This is a genomic window from Rhodococcus sp. FW305-130, from assembly GCF_058788335.1.
Window position 1 is genome coordinate 156,935 of sequence record NZ_JBYTAP010000005.1, and the last position, 15,994, is coordinate 172,928.

The following is a 15,994-nucleotide window of genomic DNA, read 5'->3' on the forward strand; positions in this document are numbered from 1 at the left end:
CATGGATGGCGGGTTTTTGCTCTGATCCGATTGAGTACGCAAAATAGCCGCCTGGTCTTTCGACCTGGCGGCTATCGAGACGAACCAGTATGACGGCGAACCGTCACAGTGGAAACGTCAGAGCTTGTTGGCAGCCTGCGAGAGTGCAGACTTCTTGTTGGCAGCCTGGTTGGCGTGAATGACGCCCTTGCTGGCTGCCTTGTCGAGCTTGCGGCTGGTGGAGACGAGGAGCTCGTTGGCCTTGTCCTTGTCACCGGCTGCCGCAGCCTCGCGGAATGAACGGATCGCGGTACGCAGCGAGGACTTCACCGACTGGTTACGGAGTCGGGCCGCCTCGTTGGTACGGATTCGCTTCACCTGGGACTTGATGTTGGCCACGCGTAAAATCCTTGTCGTCTTTAGCTGGTTACGGTCGAGAAAGCTGTGGGCGCACTGATGCACCGACTGGCAAGATTACCAGCCGAGGGCCCAAGAACCCAAACCGTCGCACGTTGCGTCTGTCGAGAAGAGTACACCGAGCGCCCGATTTCTCGCCGCGCTGCCGAATAGCCCCACTTGTAGCAGCATGTTGCCCTATGACGCCGCCGCCTTCGAAAAGTTCGAGTAAAACAGGTTCGACCACCACCCGAGCGCGTCCAGCCGCAGTGTTCGACGGATATTCAGACATCGGTCGCTACGAGTTGGCTTTCGACGAGATGTTCGAGCCCGACGGCTCGGTGCGTGCCCCGTACAAGGGTGTGTACAAAGCCCTGGCGCCGACGAGCAGCGCCGACCTTGCCGCGCGTGCCGACGCACTCGGACGTGCATTCATCGACCAGGGCGTGACGTTCTCGCTGTCCGGGCAGGAGCGACCGTTTCCGTTGGATCTGGTGCCGCGCGTCATCGCCGCGCAGGAGTGGTCGCGGCTGGAAAAGGGCATCAAGCAGCGAGTTAAGGCGCTCGAGTTGTTCCTCGCGGACATTTACGGCGAGCAGCGAATCCTGCGCGATCACGTGTTGCCGCGCCGCCTGGTGACCTCGTGCGAGCACTTCCACCGTGAAGCAGCCGGCATCGTGCCGCCCAACGGTGTGCGAATCCATGTCGCGGGTATCGACCTGGTCCGAGACGAGGCGGGAGAGTTCCGAGTCCTCGAGGACAATCTGCGATCTCCGTCCGGTGTCTCCTATGTGATGGAAAACCGTCGCACCATGACTCGGGTGTTCCCGGATCTGTTCATGTCCCACAAGGTGCGGGCGGTCGGTGATTACGCAACGCACCTGCTGAGAGCGCTGCGTGCGGGTGCTGCACTCAACGAAGCGGACCCGACAGTGGTTGTTCTCACACCGGGCATCGCCAATTCTGCCTATTTCGAGCATTCATTGCTCGCTCGTCAGATGGGTGTGGAACTCGTCGAAGGTCGCGACCTGTTCTGCCGCGACAACATGGTGTACATGCGCACGACGGAAGGCGAGCGTCAGGTCGACGTCATCTATCGCCGCATCGACGACGAGTATCTCGACCCGATGCACTTCCGTCCGGATTCGATTCTCGGCGTCGCAGGCCTACTGAATGCGGCGCGAGCGGGCAACGTGGTGATCTCGAGTGCCGTCGGCAACGGAGTCGGTGACGACAAACTCGTCTATACCTATGTTCCGCAGATCATCGACTACTACCTCGGTGAGAAGCCGCTCTTGCAGAACGTCGACACGTTCCGCTGTTGGTTGGACGAGGAGTGCGAGCAAGTCCTCGACCGCGTCGCCGAACTCGTCATCAAGCCGGTGGAAGGGTCCGGCGGCTACGGAATCGTCTTCGGACCGGACGCGAGCCCCAAGGAACTGGCCGCGATCACCCGCAAGATCAAGGCAGACCCGCGCGGGTGGATCGCGCAGCCTCTCGTGCAGTTGTCCACGGTGCCGACCAAGATCGACGACGTTCTCTCGCCGCGCCACGTGGACTTGCGACCCTTTGCCGTCAACGACGGTGAGGACGTGTGGGTGTTGCCCGGCGGCCTGACCCGGGTGGCACTTCCGGAAGGTTCGCTGGTGGTCAACTCGAGCCAGGGCGGCGGAAGCAAGGACACATGGGTGCTCGCCAGCCGCAGCTCGGACGAGGACCCAGAGCTGTCCGGTGAGGAACTGGTGTCCGAGCCCCCGGAATCCGCGGAGCCGGTGCAGGGACCTGAACTGAGCACCTCTCAACAGCAGCAGCAACAACAGTGAACACCTCAGAAGTGCCCAGCTACCAAGAACTATCAGCGAACGGAGCGTGGTGACCGATGCTTGCTCGCAACGCAGAGTCCCTCTACTGGATCGGCCGCTACGTCGAGCGCGCCGACGACACCGCTCGGATCCTCGACGTCGCCGTCCACCAACTGCTCGACGACGCAACCGTCGACCCGGACCGCACGTCGCGTCTGCTCCTGCGTGTCCTCGGCATCGAAGCGCCGGAGGAGAAGCTCGACGTACGCTCGCTCACCGACCTGGTTGCGTTCAGCCGCAATCAGGTTGGATCGATCGTGGACTCGCTGGCAAGTGCCCGTGAGAATGCTCGCGGAGCACGTGAGGTCACGTCGAGTGAGATGTGGGAGTGCCTGAACACCACGTACAACGGACTGGCGGAGCGTGAACGCGCGTCACGCAGGCTGGGGCCACACGAGTTCTTCCGTTATGTGGAGGAACGCGCAGCGATGTTCGCGGGGCTGGCGGATTCCACGCTCAGCCGCGACGACGGTTACCGGTTCCTTCTGCTGGGCAGGTCGATCGAACGTGTCGACATGATTGTGCGGATGCTCCTGGCGCGCGCCGGTGACCGCCCGTCGTCGCCGGCGTGGGTCAGTGTTCTTCGCTCGGCAGGCGCACATGACACGTATCTGCGTACGTATCGCGGAGCGCTCGACGCCAACCGCGTCGTCGAGTTCATCTTGTTGGACAGACTCTTTCCGCGCTCGGTGTTCCATTCGATCAGGCAGGCCGAGAAGTGCCTGCAGGAACTCGACCCGCAGCCGGGCAGTCGCGTCGGAATCCGGGCGGAGGCGCCGCGGCTTCTCGGCCGCGCACGCAGCGAACTGGAGTTTCTGCCGCAGGGCGTGTTGCTCGAAGATCTGCAAGGACGGTTGCTCGGTTGGCAGGAGACCTGTCGCGAACTGGGTGAGGCGATTGCATTGCAGTACTTCCACGCTGCGCCGTGGGTCGCGTGGACGGATGCCGGCGCCGCGTATGCGGAGTCGACGGTGGAGGGAGAGCTGTGAGCTGGCGAATGAGGGTCGTGCACACCACGGGATATGCGTACGACGCCCCGGTGACGTCGTCGTACAACGAAGCGCGATTGACACCCCGCGGCGACACCAGGCAGACGGTGATCCTCACGCGCGTCGAAACCCAGCCGGCAACGCGTTCCTATCGGTACACCGATTACTGGGGCACCGCGGTGACCGCCTTCGACTTGCACGCCCCGCATACGGAGCTGGAAGTGACCGGACTGTCGGTGGTGGAGACGGAACCGTTTGTTCAACCCGAGGAAACCGTCGACTGGGATGAATTGTCGGGAAACGCGATTAAAGATCGATTCAACGAGCAACTGAGTTTCACGAGATATGTTCCGCGTGATCGTAAGCTGGCGACAATTGCCAAGGAATTGCGCAAAGATAAATCACCTGAAGATGCAGTAGTGGCTGCGTCGCAATGGGTTTACGGTGAAATGTCATATGTTCCGGGTACGACCGGAGTGCATACGTCGGCGGTCGAGGCCTGGTCGGCCAGGAAAGGCGTCTGCCAGGATTATGCGCATCTGACCTTGGTGTTGCTTCGAACGATGGGCATTCCCTGTCGGTACGTTTCCGGCTATCTCCACCCCAAACGTGATGCGGCAGTCGGGGACACGGTGGTCGGGGAATCGCACGCGTGGATCGAAGCGTGGACTGGCGCGTGGTGGGGATATGACCCGACCAATGCGATAGCTGTGAATGAACAGCATGTCTCGGTCGGAATAGGAAGGGACTATTCGGATGTGCCGCCTTTGAAGGGAATCTTTTCCGGTGGACGCTCCACAGATCTCGAAGTTGTTGTGGAGATCACCAGGCTTGCGTAAAGTCCGGCAAATCTAGGCGCGTGAGCATTACTACCGTTCGATGAGAAGAAGGTGGGAATATGTCTCCAACTGCACAGGAATTGACTGAGATCGAACCGATCTCGGATGTGAAGAAGTATGCGGCCGAAGCGGTGGGGACATTTGTGCTCGTGTTCTCCGCGGTCGGAACTGCCGTCTTCGCAGGTGCGAAAGTCGGCAATCTCGGAGTTGCCTTCGCATTCGGCTTGACCCTGCTGTTCCTCGTATATGCGATCGGACCGATTTCCGGTTGCCACGTCAACCCAGCCGTGACTCTCGGCCAATTCGTGATCGGGCGCATCTCGGCCGTCAATGCGGCGATTTACGTTGTCGCGCAAGTGATCGGCGGCTTGGTCGCCGGCGTCGTGATCTACACGGTGGCCAACAGTCTCCCGGCGTACAACCGGGCCGCAGACGGACTCGGCGCAAACGGTTGGGGCGCACACAGTCCGTCAGCCGAGAAGAATCTTCTCGGACAGGTGGTTTCCGACGGTTACGGCATCGGTGCCGCGATGATCATCGAGATTCTCCTGACCGCTCTGCTCGTGTTCGTCGTTCTCGCGTCGACCGACCAGATCTCCGACGTGCCGCTCGCCGGGGTGTCCATCGGCTTCACCCTGGCCGTCATTCACCTGATCTCGATCCCGATCGACAACACCTCCGTCAACCCCGCTCGAAGTCTCGCTGTCGCGCCGTTCCAGGACGGTGCACTCGGTCAGGTGTGGTTGTTCATCGTGTTCCCGCTGATCGGCGGTGCGCTCGGTGCACTCATCTATCGAGCACTCTTCGGACGGTTCAACCGTCTGGACAGCTGATCGATACTGTTTCCATCGTTCGGGTCGGCTTCAGCTCCAGCTGAAGTCGGCCCGAAGTTTTGCCGCGACGGCGTCGAACTTCTTGTGATCCATGACGGCGCCCTCGCGCCGAATCCCGCTCTCGGGAACGTCGAGCACCCGGTCGAGCCGGACCCAGCTGGGCCTTCCCTCGCCGTCCCACGGGCCCGAACCGATTGCGAGCCAATCACGCTCGCCTTCGCGTTTGCTCTGCGAGGACAGCATCAAACCGAGCAGCGTGTTGCCGTCACGGCCGACAACCAGCACCGGGCGGTCTTTGCCCTGGGTCGGATCCTCCTCGTAGGCAACCCAGGTCCAGACGATCTCGCCCGGATCGGCCTTGCCGTCGAGGTCGGGGGAGTACTCGACCTTGCGGGCGCGATGTGCGGTCGGAGACGTCCGCGCGGCGATCGGCCGGCCGGACGGACCCGGCTTCGAGGCAGACGACTGAGACGTGGACGACTGCAACTGGCGCAGCAACGCAGGGCCCTTCTCCACCGCGAGGGCGCCGAGGGTTCTGCCGATCTGCTTCCACATGCTTGCCATAGCGTTCGAGCATAATCACCCACCCGTGGGAACCCCTGGTACGGCGGCGCCGAGACTTGGATATCCTGAGGGTTGACAGTGGCCCGGATCCGGGCCGGTGCCGGTCCGACTAAGGGGTCTCCCATCAGCAGCTTCGCCGACAAGACGTTCACGGATCCTGCGCAGATCCGGAACTTCTGCATCATCGCGCACATCGACCACGGTAAGTCGACGCTGGCAGATCGCATGCTTCAGCTCACCGGCGTGGTCGAAGAGCGGGCGATGCGTGCGCAGTACCTGGACCGCATGGACATCGAGCGTGAACGCGGCATCACCATCAAGGCCCAGAACGTTCGTCTGCCCTGGACCGTCGACGGCGAAGAGTTCGTCCTCCACCTCATCGACACACCCGGCCACGTCGACTTCACGTACGAGGTCTCCCGCGCGCTCGAAGCATGTGAGGGTGCAATTCTGCTGGTCGACGCAGCTCAGGGCATCGAAGCTCAGACGCTGGCCAATCTGTACCTGGCGATGGAGAAGGATCTCAAGATCATTCCCGTCCTCAACAAGATCGACCTCCCGGCCGCGGATCCCGACCGCTATGCCGAAGAGATTGCGCACATCACCGGCTGCGAGCCAGGCGATGTCCTGCGCGTCTCGGGCAAGACCGGCATGGGCGTCAAGGAACTGCTCGACGAGGTGATCAAGCAGGTACCTGCACCCGTCGGCGATGCAGACGGCCCCGCCCGCGCGATGATCTTCGACTCCGTTTACGACGCGTACCGCGGCGTGGTCACCTACGTGCGTGTGGTCGACGGTCGGATCCGTCCCCGCGAGAAGATCACGATGATGTCCACGGGCACCACACACGAACTGCTCGAGGTCGGCATCATCTCGCCCGAGCCGAAGGCCAGTATCGGTCTGGGCGTCGGCGAGGTGGGCTACCTCATCACAGGTGTGAAGGACGTCCGCCAGTCGCGCGTCGGTGACACCGTCACCACAACCCGCAACGGCGCGACCGAACCGCTGGTCGGCTACCGCGATCCGAAGCCGATGGTCTATTCCGGTCTCTACCCGATGGACGGCTCGGACTACCCGGTGCTGCGCGACGCTCTCGACAAGCTCCGTCTCAACGACGCCGCCCTGGCGTACGAGCCGGAGACGTCGGTTGCCCTCGGATTCGGCTTCCGCTGCGGCTTCCTCGGCCTGCTGCACATGGAGATCACCCGCGACCGCCTCGAACGTGAGTTCGGCCTCGAACTGATTTCCACTGCGCCCAACGTCGTCTACCGCGTCGTGATGGAGGACGGGGCCGAGGTCATCGTCACCAACCCGTCGTACTGGCCGGAAGGCAAGGTGCGCGAGGTCTACGAGCCGGTCGCCAAGTGCACCGTCATCGCCCCGAGCGAGTACGTCGGCGCCATCATGGAGCTGTGCCAGTCCCGACGCGGTGAGCTCGGCGGCATGGACTACCTCTCCGAGACTCGCGTCGAACTGCGCTACGAACTGCCCATGGGCGAGATCATGTTCGACTTCTTCGACGCCCTCAAGTCCCGCACCAAGGGATACGCCAGCCTCGATTACGAGGAGGCCGGTGAGCAGCAGGCCGACCTGGTGAAGGTCGACATCCTTCTGCAGGGCGAGGCCGTCGACGCGTTCTCCTCGATCGTGCACCGCTCCAACGCCGGTGCTTACGGCGGACGCATGACGTCGAAGCTTCGTGAGCTGATTCCTCGCCAGCAGTTCGAGGTTCCGATTCAGGCCGCGATCGGCGCGAAGATCATCTCGCGCGAAAACATTCGCGCAATCCGCAAGGACGTTCTTGCCAAGTGCTACGGCGGCGACATCAGCCGTAAGCGCAAGCTGCTCGAGAAGCAGAAGGAAGGCAAGAAGCGCATGAAGACCATCGGTCGCGTCGAGGTGCCGCAGGAAGCATTCGTGGCGGCCCTGACGTCGGAATCGGTCGGCGAGAAGCCCAAGAAGTAGGAGCGCATGGTCACCACCTGGTTGTCCCGAGAGTTCGGAATCGAAATCCCGGTTCTCGGGGCGCCCATGGGTGGTCGCGCGGGCGGCGCGCTCGCCGGAGCTGTATCGGCGGCCGGTGGGTTGGGTCTGCTTGGCGCGGCTCGGTACAACACACCGGAGTGGATCGAGGCCGAAGCCGAAGTGGCCCGCTCGATCGGCGGAAAATTCGGCGTCGGCCTGATGACGTGGTCGCTGCCCGAGAACGAGTTGATGCTCGATGCCGCGATTGCCGTCGAGCCGACCATGGTCACCTTGTCGTTCGGTGATCCCGCCGCGTACGTCGGACGAATCCACGATGCGGGCATTCCCGTTGTGTCACAGATCAATACGCTCGAGGACCTTCGCATCGTCGAAGCCGCAGGTGTCGACGCTGTGATCGCACAAGGCGGTGAGGCAGGCGGCCACACGGGCCGAATCGGCACCTTGCCGCTGCTGCAGGAGATCCTCGAAGCGACATCACTTCCGGTGCTGGCAGCCGGCGGAATCGGAACCGGACGCGGTTTGGCCGCCGTCCTGGCAGCCGGTGGCGAAGGCGTGATGATCGGAACGGCGCTGCTCGCCAGCCCGGAGACGGTCGGGCCGGACTATGCCCGCGACCGCGTCGTCGAAGCCGGAAGTGCGGACACGATTTACACCTCGGTATTCGACCGAGCGCGCAGTCAACCGTGGCCGCAGCGGTGGGGTGGCCGCGCGGTGGCCAACGAGTTCACTGCCGCGTGGCACGGAGTTGACGCCGACGAGGAAACGCTGGCACAGGCGTACGACCCGTCGGATCCGCACAGCGGAGTCGTCTATGCCGGAGAAGCTGTCGGACTCGTGCACGGAACCCATCCGGCCGGCGATGTGGTTCGACGCATCGGCGCGGATGCGGAGCGTCTGCTCTCTCGTTTCGCCTGAAAGCAAGGTCGGACACAGCCGGGTCCCATATGAGAAGGTAAGCCTCTACTAACTAGTGGAGGAGTATTTTCGTGCGTGCGATGAAGTTCTCGGCGGTGGCTCTCTTGGGAGCACTGGTCGTAGGTATCAGTGGATGTTCGTCCTCGGACGCCGACGAGATCGCGGACGGTCGGGTCACCACGATCGATCACAAGTTCGGCGCCACCACGATCACCGGGACGCCGACGCGTATCGTCGCGGCCGACACCCAGTGGCTCGACGCTCTGCTCGAACTCGGAATCCAGCCGGTGGGGTACCTGGCTGCCGGCCCGATGGGCGACGAGCGTGGCCTGTTCCCGTGGGAGAGCGACGTGGACGCGTCGGCGAAGGAACTTGATCGCTCGGCGATCCAGCAGTTCGGTGTCCCGCTCAAAGCTGAAGAAATTGCAGCCTTGGATCCCGATCTGATTCTCGGTGGGTTCTCCGTCGCCGATCAGGACGATTTCGACCAGTTGAGCAAGATCGCTCCGACAATTGCCGGTCTGTCCGACGTCCAGGTCGATCCGTGGCAGGACCAGGTCGAGATTCTCGGTCGAGTTCTCGACAAGGAGTCGCGCGCCGACGAGATCGTCGAGGCGACAAGCGGGCAGATCGATGCGCTCGCGCAGCGGCTGCCAGGCCTGAAGGGCAAGACGGCGCTTCTGTCGCAGTACGTCTTCCCGACGTCGCAGTTGGTGATCGTCGCCGATCCCAAGGACGGCGCATCGGGATTGTTCACGAGCCTGGGAATGTCGTTGCCGCCCAAGCTGGTCGAAGAGGCGGGCGTTACCGGTGGCCGGCTGACGCTCAGCCCGGAACGGGTCGACGCTCTGAGCGCCGACGTCGTGGTGTTGCTGCCGAACGGCGGAACGCTGGAAGACATGATGAAGCTGCCGGGGTTCGCCGACCTACCCGCAGTCAAGAGTGGCGGTCTGGCGATCGTCGACTATCCGACAGTTGCCGGGTTGAACACTCCGTCGTCGCTGTCGCTGAAGTACTCGCTCGAATCGATCACGCCGCAGCTCGAAGCGGTGGCCGGCTAGCCCTGCTGTGCGCCTTTATTAACCGCGGGCGGTTAATAAAGGCGCACAGCAGGGGGTCTAGGTCGCGTTGTGCGCGGGCTGGAAAGCTCCGGCTTCGGCAGCTTCCTCGGCGCGGATCACGTGGACCACGGCGTTGATCAGCGCCAGGTGTGTGAACGCCTGCGGGAAGTTACCCAGATGGCGACCGGTGTGGGCGTCGATCTCTTCGGCGTACAGCTTGAGCGGGCTCGCGAACCCGAGCAGGCGCTCGCAGAGATGCTTTGCCCGATCCAGTTCGCCGATCTCGACGAGGGCGGAGACGAGCCAGAAGGAACAGATGGTGAACGTGCCCTCCTCGCCGCTCAATCCGTCGTCGGTGGTGTCGACGCGATAGCGCAGGACCAACCCCTCCTCGGTGAGCTCGTCGGCGATCGCCAGCACCGTTGCCCGGATCCGCGGATCGTCGGCCGGCAGGAAGCGCAGCAGCGGTGCCAACAAGAGCGACGCGTCGAGTGAATCGTGGCCGTACCGCTGCGTCAGAACTCCGCGTGAGTCGACACCGTGCGCGAGGATGTCGGCCTTGATCTCGTCCGCGATAGCCGTCCATTGCTGCGCAAAGCTCTTCTCGCCCTGCATCTCCGCCAGCTTGGCGCCGCGATCGAGTGCGACCCAGCACATGATCTTCGACGACGTGAAGTGCTGTGGTTCACCGCGCACCTCCCAGATCCCACGGTCGGGTTGGCGCCAGTGCTTGATCGCTTCCTCGACCTGCTTCTTGAGTAGCGGCCACAGCGCTTCGGGGACACGCTCGCGGGTGCGGATGTGGAGGTACACCGAGTCGAGCATGGTGCCCCAGATGTCGTGCTGCTGTTGATCGAATGCGCCGTTGCCGATGCGCACGGGACGGGCACCGTCGTATCCGGAGAGATGGTTGAGTTCGGATTCCTCGAGTGTGCGCTCGCCGCCGATGCCGTACATCACCTGCAAGGGATGTGGCTGACCGTTGTCCGAACTCGACACGTCGTAGATGAAGTTGAAGAAGTCGTTGGCCTCACGGTCCAACCCGAGCGTGTAGAGACCCCACAGTGCGAAGGTGGAATCGCGAACCCACGCGTAGCGGTAGTCCCAGTTACGTTCTCCGCCTGGTGTTTCCGGAAGCGAGGTCGTCGAAGCCGCGAGCAAGGCTCCGGTCGGTGCGTAGGTGAGCCCCTTGAGTGTGAGCGCACTGCGCTGCAGGTATCCGCGCCACGGGTGATCGGGGAACTTGCCGATCGTCACCCACTCGCGCCACGACTTGGACGTCTGCCACATCTTGTCGGCGGCCTCGTCGAACGTCTGCGGCGCGGGAAGATCCGACCACGAGAGCGCGACGTACACGTTGTCGCCTTCGACCAGTCGCGTCCGGGCCCGTGCCTCACGACCCTCCAGGCCCAGTCGTAGGTCGGTGGTCAAGCGCAGAGTTGGGTGGTCTCCGGGCTTGGCGGAGCGACACGTTGCCGTTGCTTCCTCGTAGACCTTTCCGGTGTACTCCCAATTCGCCGTGCCGCGGTGATAGTCGAACGCGGGCTCGCAACTCATCTCGAGTTCAACGGTGCCGCTGACGCATTTGACCGTACGGAGAAGGGTGTGTTCGGCATCCCAGTCTGTGGGTGTGCGCTTGTGGGTGTTCGATCGCTTGTCGACGTTGTGCCAAGGACCGAGGACCAAGGCGTCGCGTACGACGAGCCAGCCGGTCTCGGTCTGCCAGGTGGTCTCGAGAATGAGTCCACCCGGCAGATAGCGTCGGGCGGCCGGGACGTTCTGGCCGTACGGGCCGATGCGGAAATGGCCTGCGCTGCGGTCGAGGATGGCACCGAACACGCTGGGGGAGTCCGGTCGGGGAACGCACATCCACTCGACAGATCCGTTACGGGCAATCAGGCACGAGGTTTCGCAATCGGAAAGAAACGCGTAGTCGTCGATAGGGGGAAAGTTGCTTCGATGGTGACCCGTGGAGGCGGGAGGAATCGTCTGCACCACTTCGTCGTCAGCACTCATTCGGCCATCATCCGGCCAGAATCGACACACGTCCAATCCACACGCTGTCGGGACCGTATCGTCCGAAGGATAGGGTGTTGGCGTGGATCGGATAGCGGATTGGTGGGACAGCTTCGAGCTGTGGATGGCGGGGCTCCCGTTCATCCCGCAGGTCGCGTTGGTCCTGATCGTCGTCGTTCCGCTGTGCCGCCTGGTGGCCATCGGTCTGGATCGCGCGTTGGCCGCCGTTCTCGCTCTGCCGCTCTTCGGCTGGTTGCGTAGGAATTCTCGAGAAGTAGAGGAAAGCTGATGCCCCGCTCACGGGTCACTCTCGCCCTGATAGCCCTGATTCTCCTCGTGATCGTCGCGTGGCTTCTCACCCGTTAGTTCTCCCGATTAGAGCGGGCGCCGGTGCTCTGCTAAAGTCCACCGCGTGTCCGAAGCAACAGCTCCCGTAATCCGCCATCAGTTGGCGTTGATTGCTGTCGGCATGCTCGACGTCGCTGACGTCGCCTGTTGTTGATTTCCTGAGTTCGACCTCTCCGGTGGTACTGCGCACCCCACTCGAACTTCTCTGCGCGTAACTCGCGCCCCCGATTCAGGGCTCATTGCCCGTCGGCTCTCCATGTCTGAACATCCCGATGGAATCAGCCCCAGAGGTCTCGGACTTGTCGTTTGACCAACCCTCGTTTGTCAGTCCTTTCAGGAAGGTATCTGCAATGAAACGCCGTTCCCGCACACTTCTCACTGCTATCGCGACCATGGGGGCCGTGGTACTCACAGCGTGCAGTGGTGGCTCGAGCGACACCGTGGGTGGTGACAGCGCCGCCAGCGACGGTAGCGCCGGCACGATCAACCTGTTCGCCTACGCCGTGCCGAAGCCCGGCTTCGACAAGCTCACCGCAGCCTTCCAGGCGACAGACGAGGGCAAGAACGTCAACTTCAATCCTTCGTACGGCGCCTCGGGCGACCAGTCGCGCAAGGTGAAGGACGGCGCCGAGGCAGACTTCGTCAACTTCTCCGTCGAGCCCGACATCACCCGCCTGGTCGATGCCGGTCTGGTAGATCAGAACTGGAACCAGGACGCCTACAACGGAATTCCGTTCGGATCGGTAGTCACCATCGTGACGCGTCCGGGGAACCCGAAGGGCATCAAGGACTGGGACGACCTGCTTCAGCCCGGCCTCGAGGTCGTCACGCCGAACCCGTTCAGCTCCGGCTCGGCCAAGTGGAACCTCTTGGCGCCGTACGCCGCCAAGAGCGACGGTGGCAAGAACCCGCAGGCGGGTCTCGACTACGTCACCGCCTTGGTCAACGATCACGTCAAGATCCAGCCCAAGTCGGGACGCGAGGCTTCGGAAGCCTTCCTGCAGGGCAGCGGTGACGTTCTGATCAGCTACGAGAACGAGGCACTGTTCATCGAAGGCAACGGCGACCCGGTCGAGCACGTCACCCCGCCCACGACCTTCAAGATCGAGAACCCGGTTGCCGTGATCTCGAACAGCAAGGTCCTCGACAAGGCGACCGCGTTCAAGGACTACCTGTACACGACCGAGGGTCAGACGCTCTGGGCCGAAGCAGGATTCCGTCCCGTTGATCCCGCCGTCGCTGCCAAGTTCACCGACAAGTTCCCCGAGCCGACCAAGCTGTGGACCATCGCAGACCTCGGCGGCTGGAAGGCCGTGGACAGCGCTCTGTTCACCAAGGACACCGGTTCGATCGCAGTGATCTACGACAACGCGACCAAGTAAGACTGACGTGACTGACACTATTGACCCCACCCCCGTGGCTCGTCGGCGAAAACTCGCGCGGGTCACGGGGAGTGTGGGGCCGCTCGGAATCGGAGTGGCCACCCTGTGGCTCTCCGTGATCGTTCTGCTTCCGCTCGCCGCGTTGACCGCCACCGCGTTCGACGAGGGGATCTCCGGATTCTGGGACGCCGTCACCGCACCCGTCGCCTTGGCGTCGTTGCGCGTGACGTTGTTGGTCTCGGTGATCGTGGCATTGATCAACGTCGTGATGGGCACGATCATCGCGTGGGTGCTGGTCCGGGACGACTTCCCGGGCAAGCGCATCGTCAACTCGATGATCGATCTGCCGTTCGCACTACCGACCATCGTGGCGTCGATCGTGCTGCTGTCTCTCTACGGCCCGCAGTCACCGATCGACATCCACCTCAATGCAACCCAGCCCGGACTGATCGTGGCATTGGCCTTCGTGACCTTGCCGTTCGTGGTTCGCTCGGTGCAGCCGGTGCTGATGGAGGTCGACCGCGAAGTCGAGGAAGCCGCTGCATCGTTGGGGGCTTCCAACTGGACGATCTTTCGTTCCGTCGTTCTTCCGACGCTGGCGCCTGCCGTCATCTCCGGCGCGGGGCTCGCATTCGCCCGAGCGATCGGTGAATACGGCTCGGTCGTTCTGATCGGCGGCAACATTCCGCGCGTGACGCAGATGACGTCGCAGTTCATTCAGCAGCAGATCGAGATCGATCGGCCTACCAACGCCGCTGCTGTCTCAGTAGCGTTGCTGGCCATCGCATTCGTGACGCTGTTCGTCCTGCGAATCTTCGCTTCGCGGGGACAGCGACGTGAGGAGAGTTCCCGATGAACGTGTCCAGAGGATCGAAAATCGGTCTGCGGACCATCGCTCTCGTCTACCTGTTCGTGTTGTTGGTCGTGCCGATCGGCGTGATCCTGACGCGAACGTTCGAAAACGGAATCGGCCCGTTCCTCGAATCGATCACGACGCCGGCAGCGATCTCCGCGCTGAATCTTTCGCTGATCATCGTGGCGATCGTGGTCCCGATCAATGTCGTGTTCGGTGTGGTCACGGCTCTGGCGCTCGTGCGTGGGCGTTTCCCGGGGCGGGGCGTACTGCAGTCGGTGGTCGACCTGCCCTTCGCAGTCTCGCCCGTCGTCGTCGGTGTGTCGTTGATCCTTCTGTGGGGTGCCAACGGTTGGTTCGGCGGCATCGAATCGTTGGGGTTCAAGGTCATCTTCGGTTTGCCCGGCATGGTGATCGCGACGATTTTCGTGACGCTGCCCTTCGTCGTCCGGGAAGTCGAACCCGTACTTCACGAGATCGGCGACGAGCAGGAACAAGCTGCCGCGACGCTCGGTGCCTCGGGCTGGCAGACGTTCTGGCGGATCACCTTGCCCGCGATCCGCTGGGGCCTGACATACGGAATCGTGTTGACGGTGGCGCGTTCGCTCGGTGAATTCGGCGCAGTCATCATGGTCTCTTCCGGCTTCCCCGGGGTATCCCAGACACTGACATTGCTGGTGCATTCGCGATACATCGACGACCACAACACCTTTGGTGCGTATTCGGCGGCAACGCTGCTGATGGGCATCGCCATCATTGTCCTGTTGCTGATGACGCTGCTGGACCGTAAGAGGAGCACCACATGATCACAGTGACCGGGGCCCGCAAGAACTACGGTGATTTCGCGGCGCTCGACGACGTGACGGTCAACATTCCCTCGGGTTCGTTGACGGCATTGCTCGGGCCCAGTGGCTCGGGAAAGTCGACGTTGCTGCGTTCGATCGCAGGGCTCGAAGAACTCGATTCGGGAACCATCACCATCGCAGGCAAGGACGTCACCGGCGTCTCGCCGCAGAAGCGAGACATCGGTTTCGTGTTCCAGCACTACGCGGCGTTCAAGCACATGACGGTGCGGGACAACGTGGCGTTCGGGCTCAAGATCCGCAAGCGCCCGAAGCCGGAGATCGAGAAGAAGGTCAACGAACTACTGGGGATCGTCGGCCTCGACGGCTTTCAGCATCGGTACCCGGCGCAGCTGTCCGGTGGTCAGCGTCAGCGCATGGCGTTGGCGCGCGCTCTGGCTGTCGACCCGCAGGTGCTTCTGCTCGACGAGCCCTTCGGCGCGCTCGACGCGAAGGTTCGTGCCGACCTGCGCACCTGGTTGCGTCGTCTGCACGACGAGGTGCACGTCACCACCGTTCTGGTCACCCACGACCAGGAGGAGGCTCTCGACGTGGCAGACCGTATCGCGGTGCTGAACAAGGGTCGGATCGAGCAGATCGGCGAACCAGCCGACCTGTACGACCGCCCGTCGAACGACTTCGTGATGTCCTTCCTCGGATCCGTCGCGAAGCTCAACGGGCAGCTGGTTCGTCCGCACGACATCCGCCTCGGCCGCGATCCGAGCATGGCTCTCGCTCAGGAGTCCGGAACGGCCGAGTCCCTGGGCGTCACACGCGCCACCGTCGAGCGCGTCGTCTACCTCGGCTTCGAGGTTCGAGTCGACCTGCGCAACGAGGCAACCGGTGAGTTGTTCTCGGCTCAGGTCACCCGCGGTGACAGTGCAGCTCTGCACCTCGAGGCGGGGGAGACGGTCTACGCCCGGGCTACTCGGGTGCCGGATCTGCCGGAGACTCCGGTGGTGAGGCCGGAGCAGGAGCCGGTGACGGTGAGCGTCGTCGGCCAGGTATGAACCGCTAGCCCTGTTTGACCTGTTTCACCCCCACTCCTGTTTGAGCGAACGGCACTTTCGGTCTCCTGATGGCGCCGAAAGTGCCGTTCGCTCAGAGGTGGGGGCCGGGCAACAGCGAG

At 62.9% G+C, this 15,994-nt stretch carries 16 protein-coding genes; 13 read left to right on the top strand and 3 right to left on the bottom strand.

The window, feature by feature from the left end; all coding sequences use genetic code 11:
* Positions 1-117: 117 nt before the first annotated feature.
* A complete protein-coding gene (gene rpsT / locus AC3WQS_RS16890; protein ID WP_003944567.1) occupies positions 118-378 on the bottom strand; it encodes a 30S ribosomal protein S20 in 261 nt (86 codons plus the stop codon).
* Between the two features lie 197 nt (positions 379-575).
* On the opposite strand from rpsT, the gene AC3WQS_RS16895 reads away from it, so the two are divergent.
* From AC3WQS_RS16895 to AC3WQS_RS16910, 4 genes are read left to right on the top strand one after another with little or no spacing between them, the layout of a single operon-like run.
* Positions 576-2,198, top strand: coding sequence for a circularly permuted type 2 ATP-grasp protein (locus tag AC3WQS_RS16895; protein ID WP_019749047.1), 1,623 nt, complete (start codon positions 576-578; stop codon positions 2,196-2,198).
* 56 nt (positions 2,199-2,254) lie between these two features.
* Positions 2,255-3,226, top strand: coding sequence for an alpha-E domain-containing protein (locus tag AC3WQS_RS16900; protein WP_019749046.1), 972 nt, complete (start codon positions 2,255-2,257; stop codon positions 3,224-3,226).
* 8 nt (positions 3,227-3,234) lie between these two features.
* Entirely contained in the window at positions 3,235-4,065 is an 831-nt protein-coding gene (locus AC3WQS_RS16905) for a transglutaminase family protein (RefSeq protein ID WP_007731033.1), read from the top strand.
* Positions 4,066-4,124: 59 nt separating this feature from the next.
* Positions 4,125-4,898 (top strand): aquaporin, encoded by a 774-nt coding sequence (locus tag AC3WQS_RS16910; RefSeq protein WP_019749045.1) that lies wholly within the window; start codon positions 4,125-4,127, stop codon positions 4,896-4,898.
* Between the two features lie 30 nt (positions 4,899-4,928).
* Here AC3WQS_RS16910 and AC3WQS_RS16915 read toward each other — a convergent pair whose 3' ends face one another.
* On the bottom strand, positions 4,929-5,462 hold the full coding sequence (locus tag AC3WQS_RS16915) for a type II toxin-antitoxin system PemK/MazF family toxin (protein WP_020969977.1): 534 nt from the start codon (positions 5,460-5,462) through the stop codon (positions 4,929-4,931).
* A 72-nt stretch (positions 5,463-5,534) separates the two neighbouring features.
* On the opposite strand from AC3WQS_RS16915, the gene lepA reads away from it, so the two are divergent.
* The 3 genes from lepA to AC3WQS_RS16930 all read left to right on the top strand — a co-directional run bounded on the left by lepA (position 5,535) and on the right by AC3WQS_RS16930 (position 9,424).
* Entirely contained in the window at positions 5,535-7,427 is a 1,893-nt protein-coding gene (lepA, locus tag AC3WQS_RS16920; protein ID WP_003944564.1) for a translation elongation factor 4, read from the top strand.
* A 6-nt stretch (positions 7,428-7,433) separates the two neighbouring features.
* The gene (locus AC3WQS_RS16925; RefSeq protein ID WP_020969976.1) at positions 7,434-8,363 is read left to right on the top strand and encodes an NAD(P)H-dependent flavin oxidoreductase; all 930 of its coding nucleotides are present in this window, start codon (positions 7,434-7,436) and stop codon (positions 8,361-8,363) included.
* An 80-nt stretch (positions 8,364-8,443) separates the two neighbouring features.
* Positions 8,444-9,424 carry an ABC transporter substrate-binding protein gene (locus AC3WQS_RS16930; protein WP_492711542.1) on the top strand — a complete coding sequence of 327 codons (981 nt, stop codon included), beginning with the start codon at positions 8,444-8,446 and terminating at the stop codon, positions 9,422-9,424.
* Positions 9,425-9,481: 57 nt separating this feature from the next.
* Here the strand turns inward: AC3WQS_RS16930 and AC3WQS_RS16935 are convergent, their stop codons facing one another.
* The gene (locus AC3WQS_RS16935) at positions 9,482-11,440 is read right to left on the bottom strand and encodes a glycoside hydrolase family 15 protein (RefSeq protein ID WP_003944557.1); all 1,959 of its coding nucleotides are present in this window, start codon (positions 11,438-11,440) and stop codon (positions 9,482-9,484) included.
* 82 nt (positions 11,441-11,522) lie between these two features.
* On the opposite strand from AC3WQS_RS16935, the gene AC3WQS_RS16940 reads away from it, so the two are divergent.
* The 6 genes from AC3WQS_RS16940 (at position 11,523) to AC3WQS_RS16965 (ending at position 15,875) form a co-directional block, all read left to right on the top strand.
* The gene (locus AC3WQS_RS16940; protein ID WP_003944489.1) at positions 11,523-11,729 is read left to right on the top strand and encodes a hypothetical protein; all 207 of its coding nucleotides are present in this window, start codon (positions 11,523-11,525) and stop codon (positions 11,727-11,729) included.
* Between the two features lie 123 nt (positions 11,730-11,852).
* Positions 11,853-11,942: an Ms4533A family Cys-rich leader peptide gene (locus AC3WQS_RS16945; protein WP_309599318.1), complete on the top strand. Its 90-nt coding sequence runs from the start codon at positions 11,853-11,855 to the stop codon at positions 11,940-11,942.
* Positions 11,943-12,138: 196 nt separating this feature from the next.
* Positions 12,139-13,170, top strand: coding sequence for a sulfate ABC transporter substrate-binding protein (locus AC3WQS_RS16950; RefSeq protein WP_003944569.1), 1,032 nt, complete (start codon positions 12,139-12,141; stop codon positions 13,168-13,170).
* 7 nt (positions 13,171-13,177) lie between these two features.
* A complete protein-coding gene (gene cysT / locus AC3WQS_RS16955) occupies positions 13,178-14,026 on the top strand; it encodes a sulfate ABC transporter permease subunit CysT (RefSeq protein WP_428690093.1) in 849 nt (282 codons plus the stop codon).
* On the top strand, positions 14,023-14,829 hold the full coding sequence (gene cysW, locus AC3WQS_RS16960) for a sulfate ABC transporter permease subunit CysW (RefSeq protein ID WP_003944503.1): 807 nt from the start codon (positions 14,023-14,025) through the stop codon (positions 14,827-14,829). Before cysT ends, cysW begins: the two co-directional genes overlap by 4 nt.
* Complete coding sequence (locus tag AC3WQS_RS16965; protein WP_047888429.1) at positions 14,826-15,875, top strand: sulfate/molybdate ABC transporter ATP-binding protein; 1,050 nt, start codon at positions 14,826-14,828, stop codon at positions 15,873-15,875. The genes cysW and AC3WQS_RS16965 overlap by 4 nt, the downstream gene beginning before the upstream one ends.
* Positions 15,876-15,994 lie beyond the last annotated feature (119 nt).

Bases quoted from the DNA above. Each gene is read 5' to 3' on its own strand.
- AC3WQS_RS16935 (WP_003944557.1), bottom strand. From the start codon at position 11,440: ATGAGTGCTGACGACGAAGTGGTGCAGACGATTCCTCCCGCCTCCACG.
- AC3WQS_RS16965 (WP_047888429.1), top strand. From the start codon at position 14,826: ATGATCACAGTGACCGGGGCCCGCAAGAACTACGGTGATTTCGCGGCG.
- AC3WQS_RS16905 (WP_007731033.1), top strand. From the start codon at position 3,235: ATGAGGGTCGTGCACACCACGGGATATGCGTACGACGCCCCGGTGACG.
- AC3WQS_RS16900 (WP_019749046.1), top strand. From the start codon at position 2,255: ATGCTTGCTCGCAACGCAGAGTCCCTCTACTGGATCGGCCGCTACGTC.
- AC3WQS_RS16915 (WP_020969977.1), bottom strand. From the start codon at position 5,462: ATGGCAAGCATGTGGAAGCAGATCGGCAGAACCCTCGGCGCCCTCGCG.
- AC3WQS_RS16950 (WP_003944569.1), top strand. From the start codon at position 12,139: ATGAAACGCCGTTCCCGCACACTTCTCACTGCTATCGCGACCATGGGG.
- AC3WQS_RS16930 (WP_492711542.1), top strand. From the start codon at position 8,444: ATGAAGTTCTCGGCGGTGGCTCTCTTGGGAGCACTGGTCGTAGGTATC.
- AC3WQS_RS16925 (WP_020969976.1), top strand. From the start codon at position 7,434: ATGGTCACCACCTGGTTGTCCCGAGAGTTCGGAATCGAAATCCCGGTT.
- AC3WQS_RS16895 (WP_019749047.1), top strand. From the start codon at position 576: ATGACGCCGCCGCCTTCGAAAAGTTCGAGTAAAACAGGTTCGACCACC.
- AC3WQS_RS16910 (WP_019749045.1), top strand. From the start codon at position 4,125: ATGTCTCCAACTGCACAGGAATTGACTGAGATCGAACCGATCTCGGAT.
- cysW (WP_003944503.1), top strand. From the start codon at position 14,023: ATGAACGTGTCCAGAGGATCGAAAATCGGTCTGCGGACCATCGCTCTC.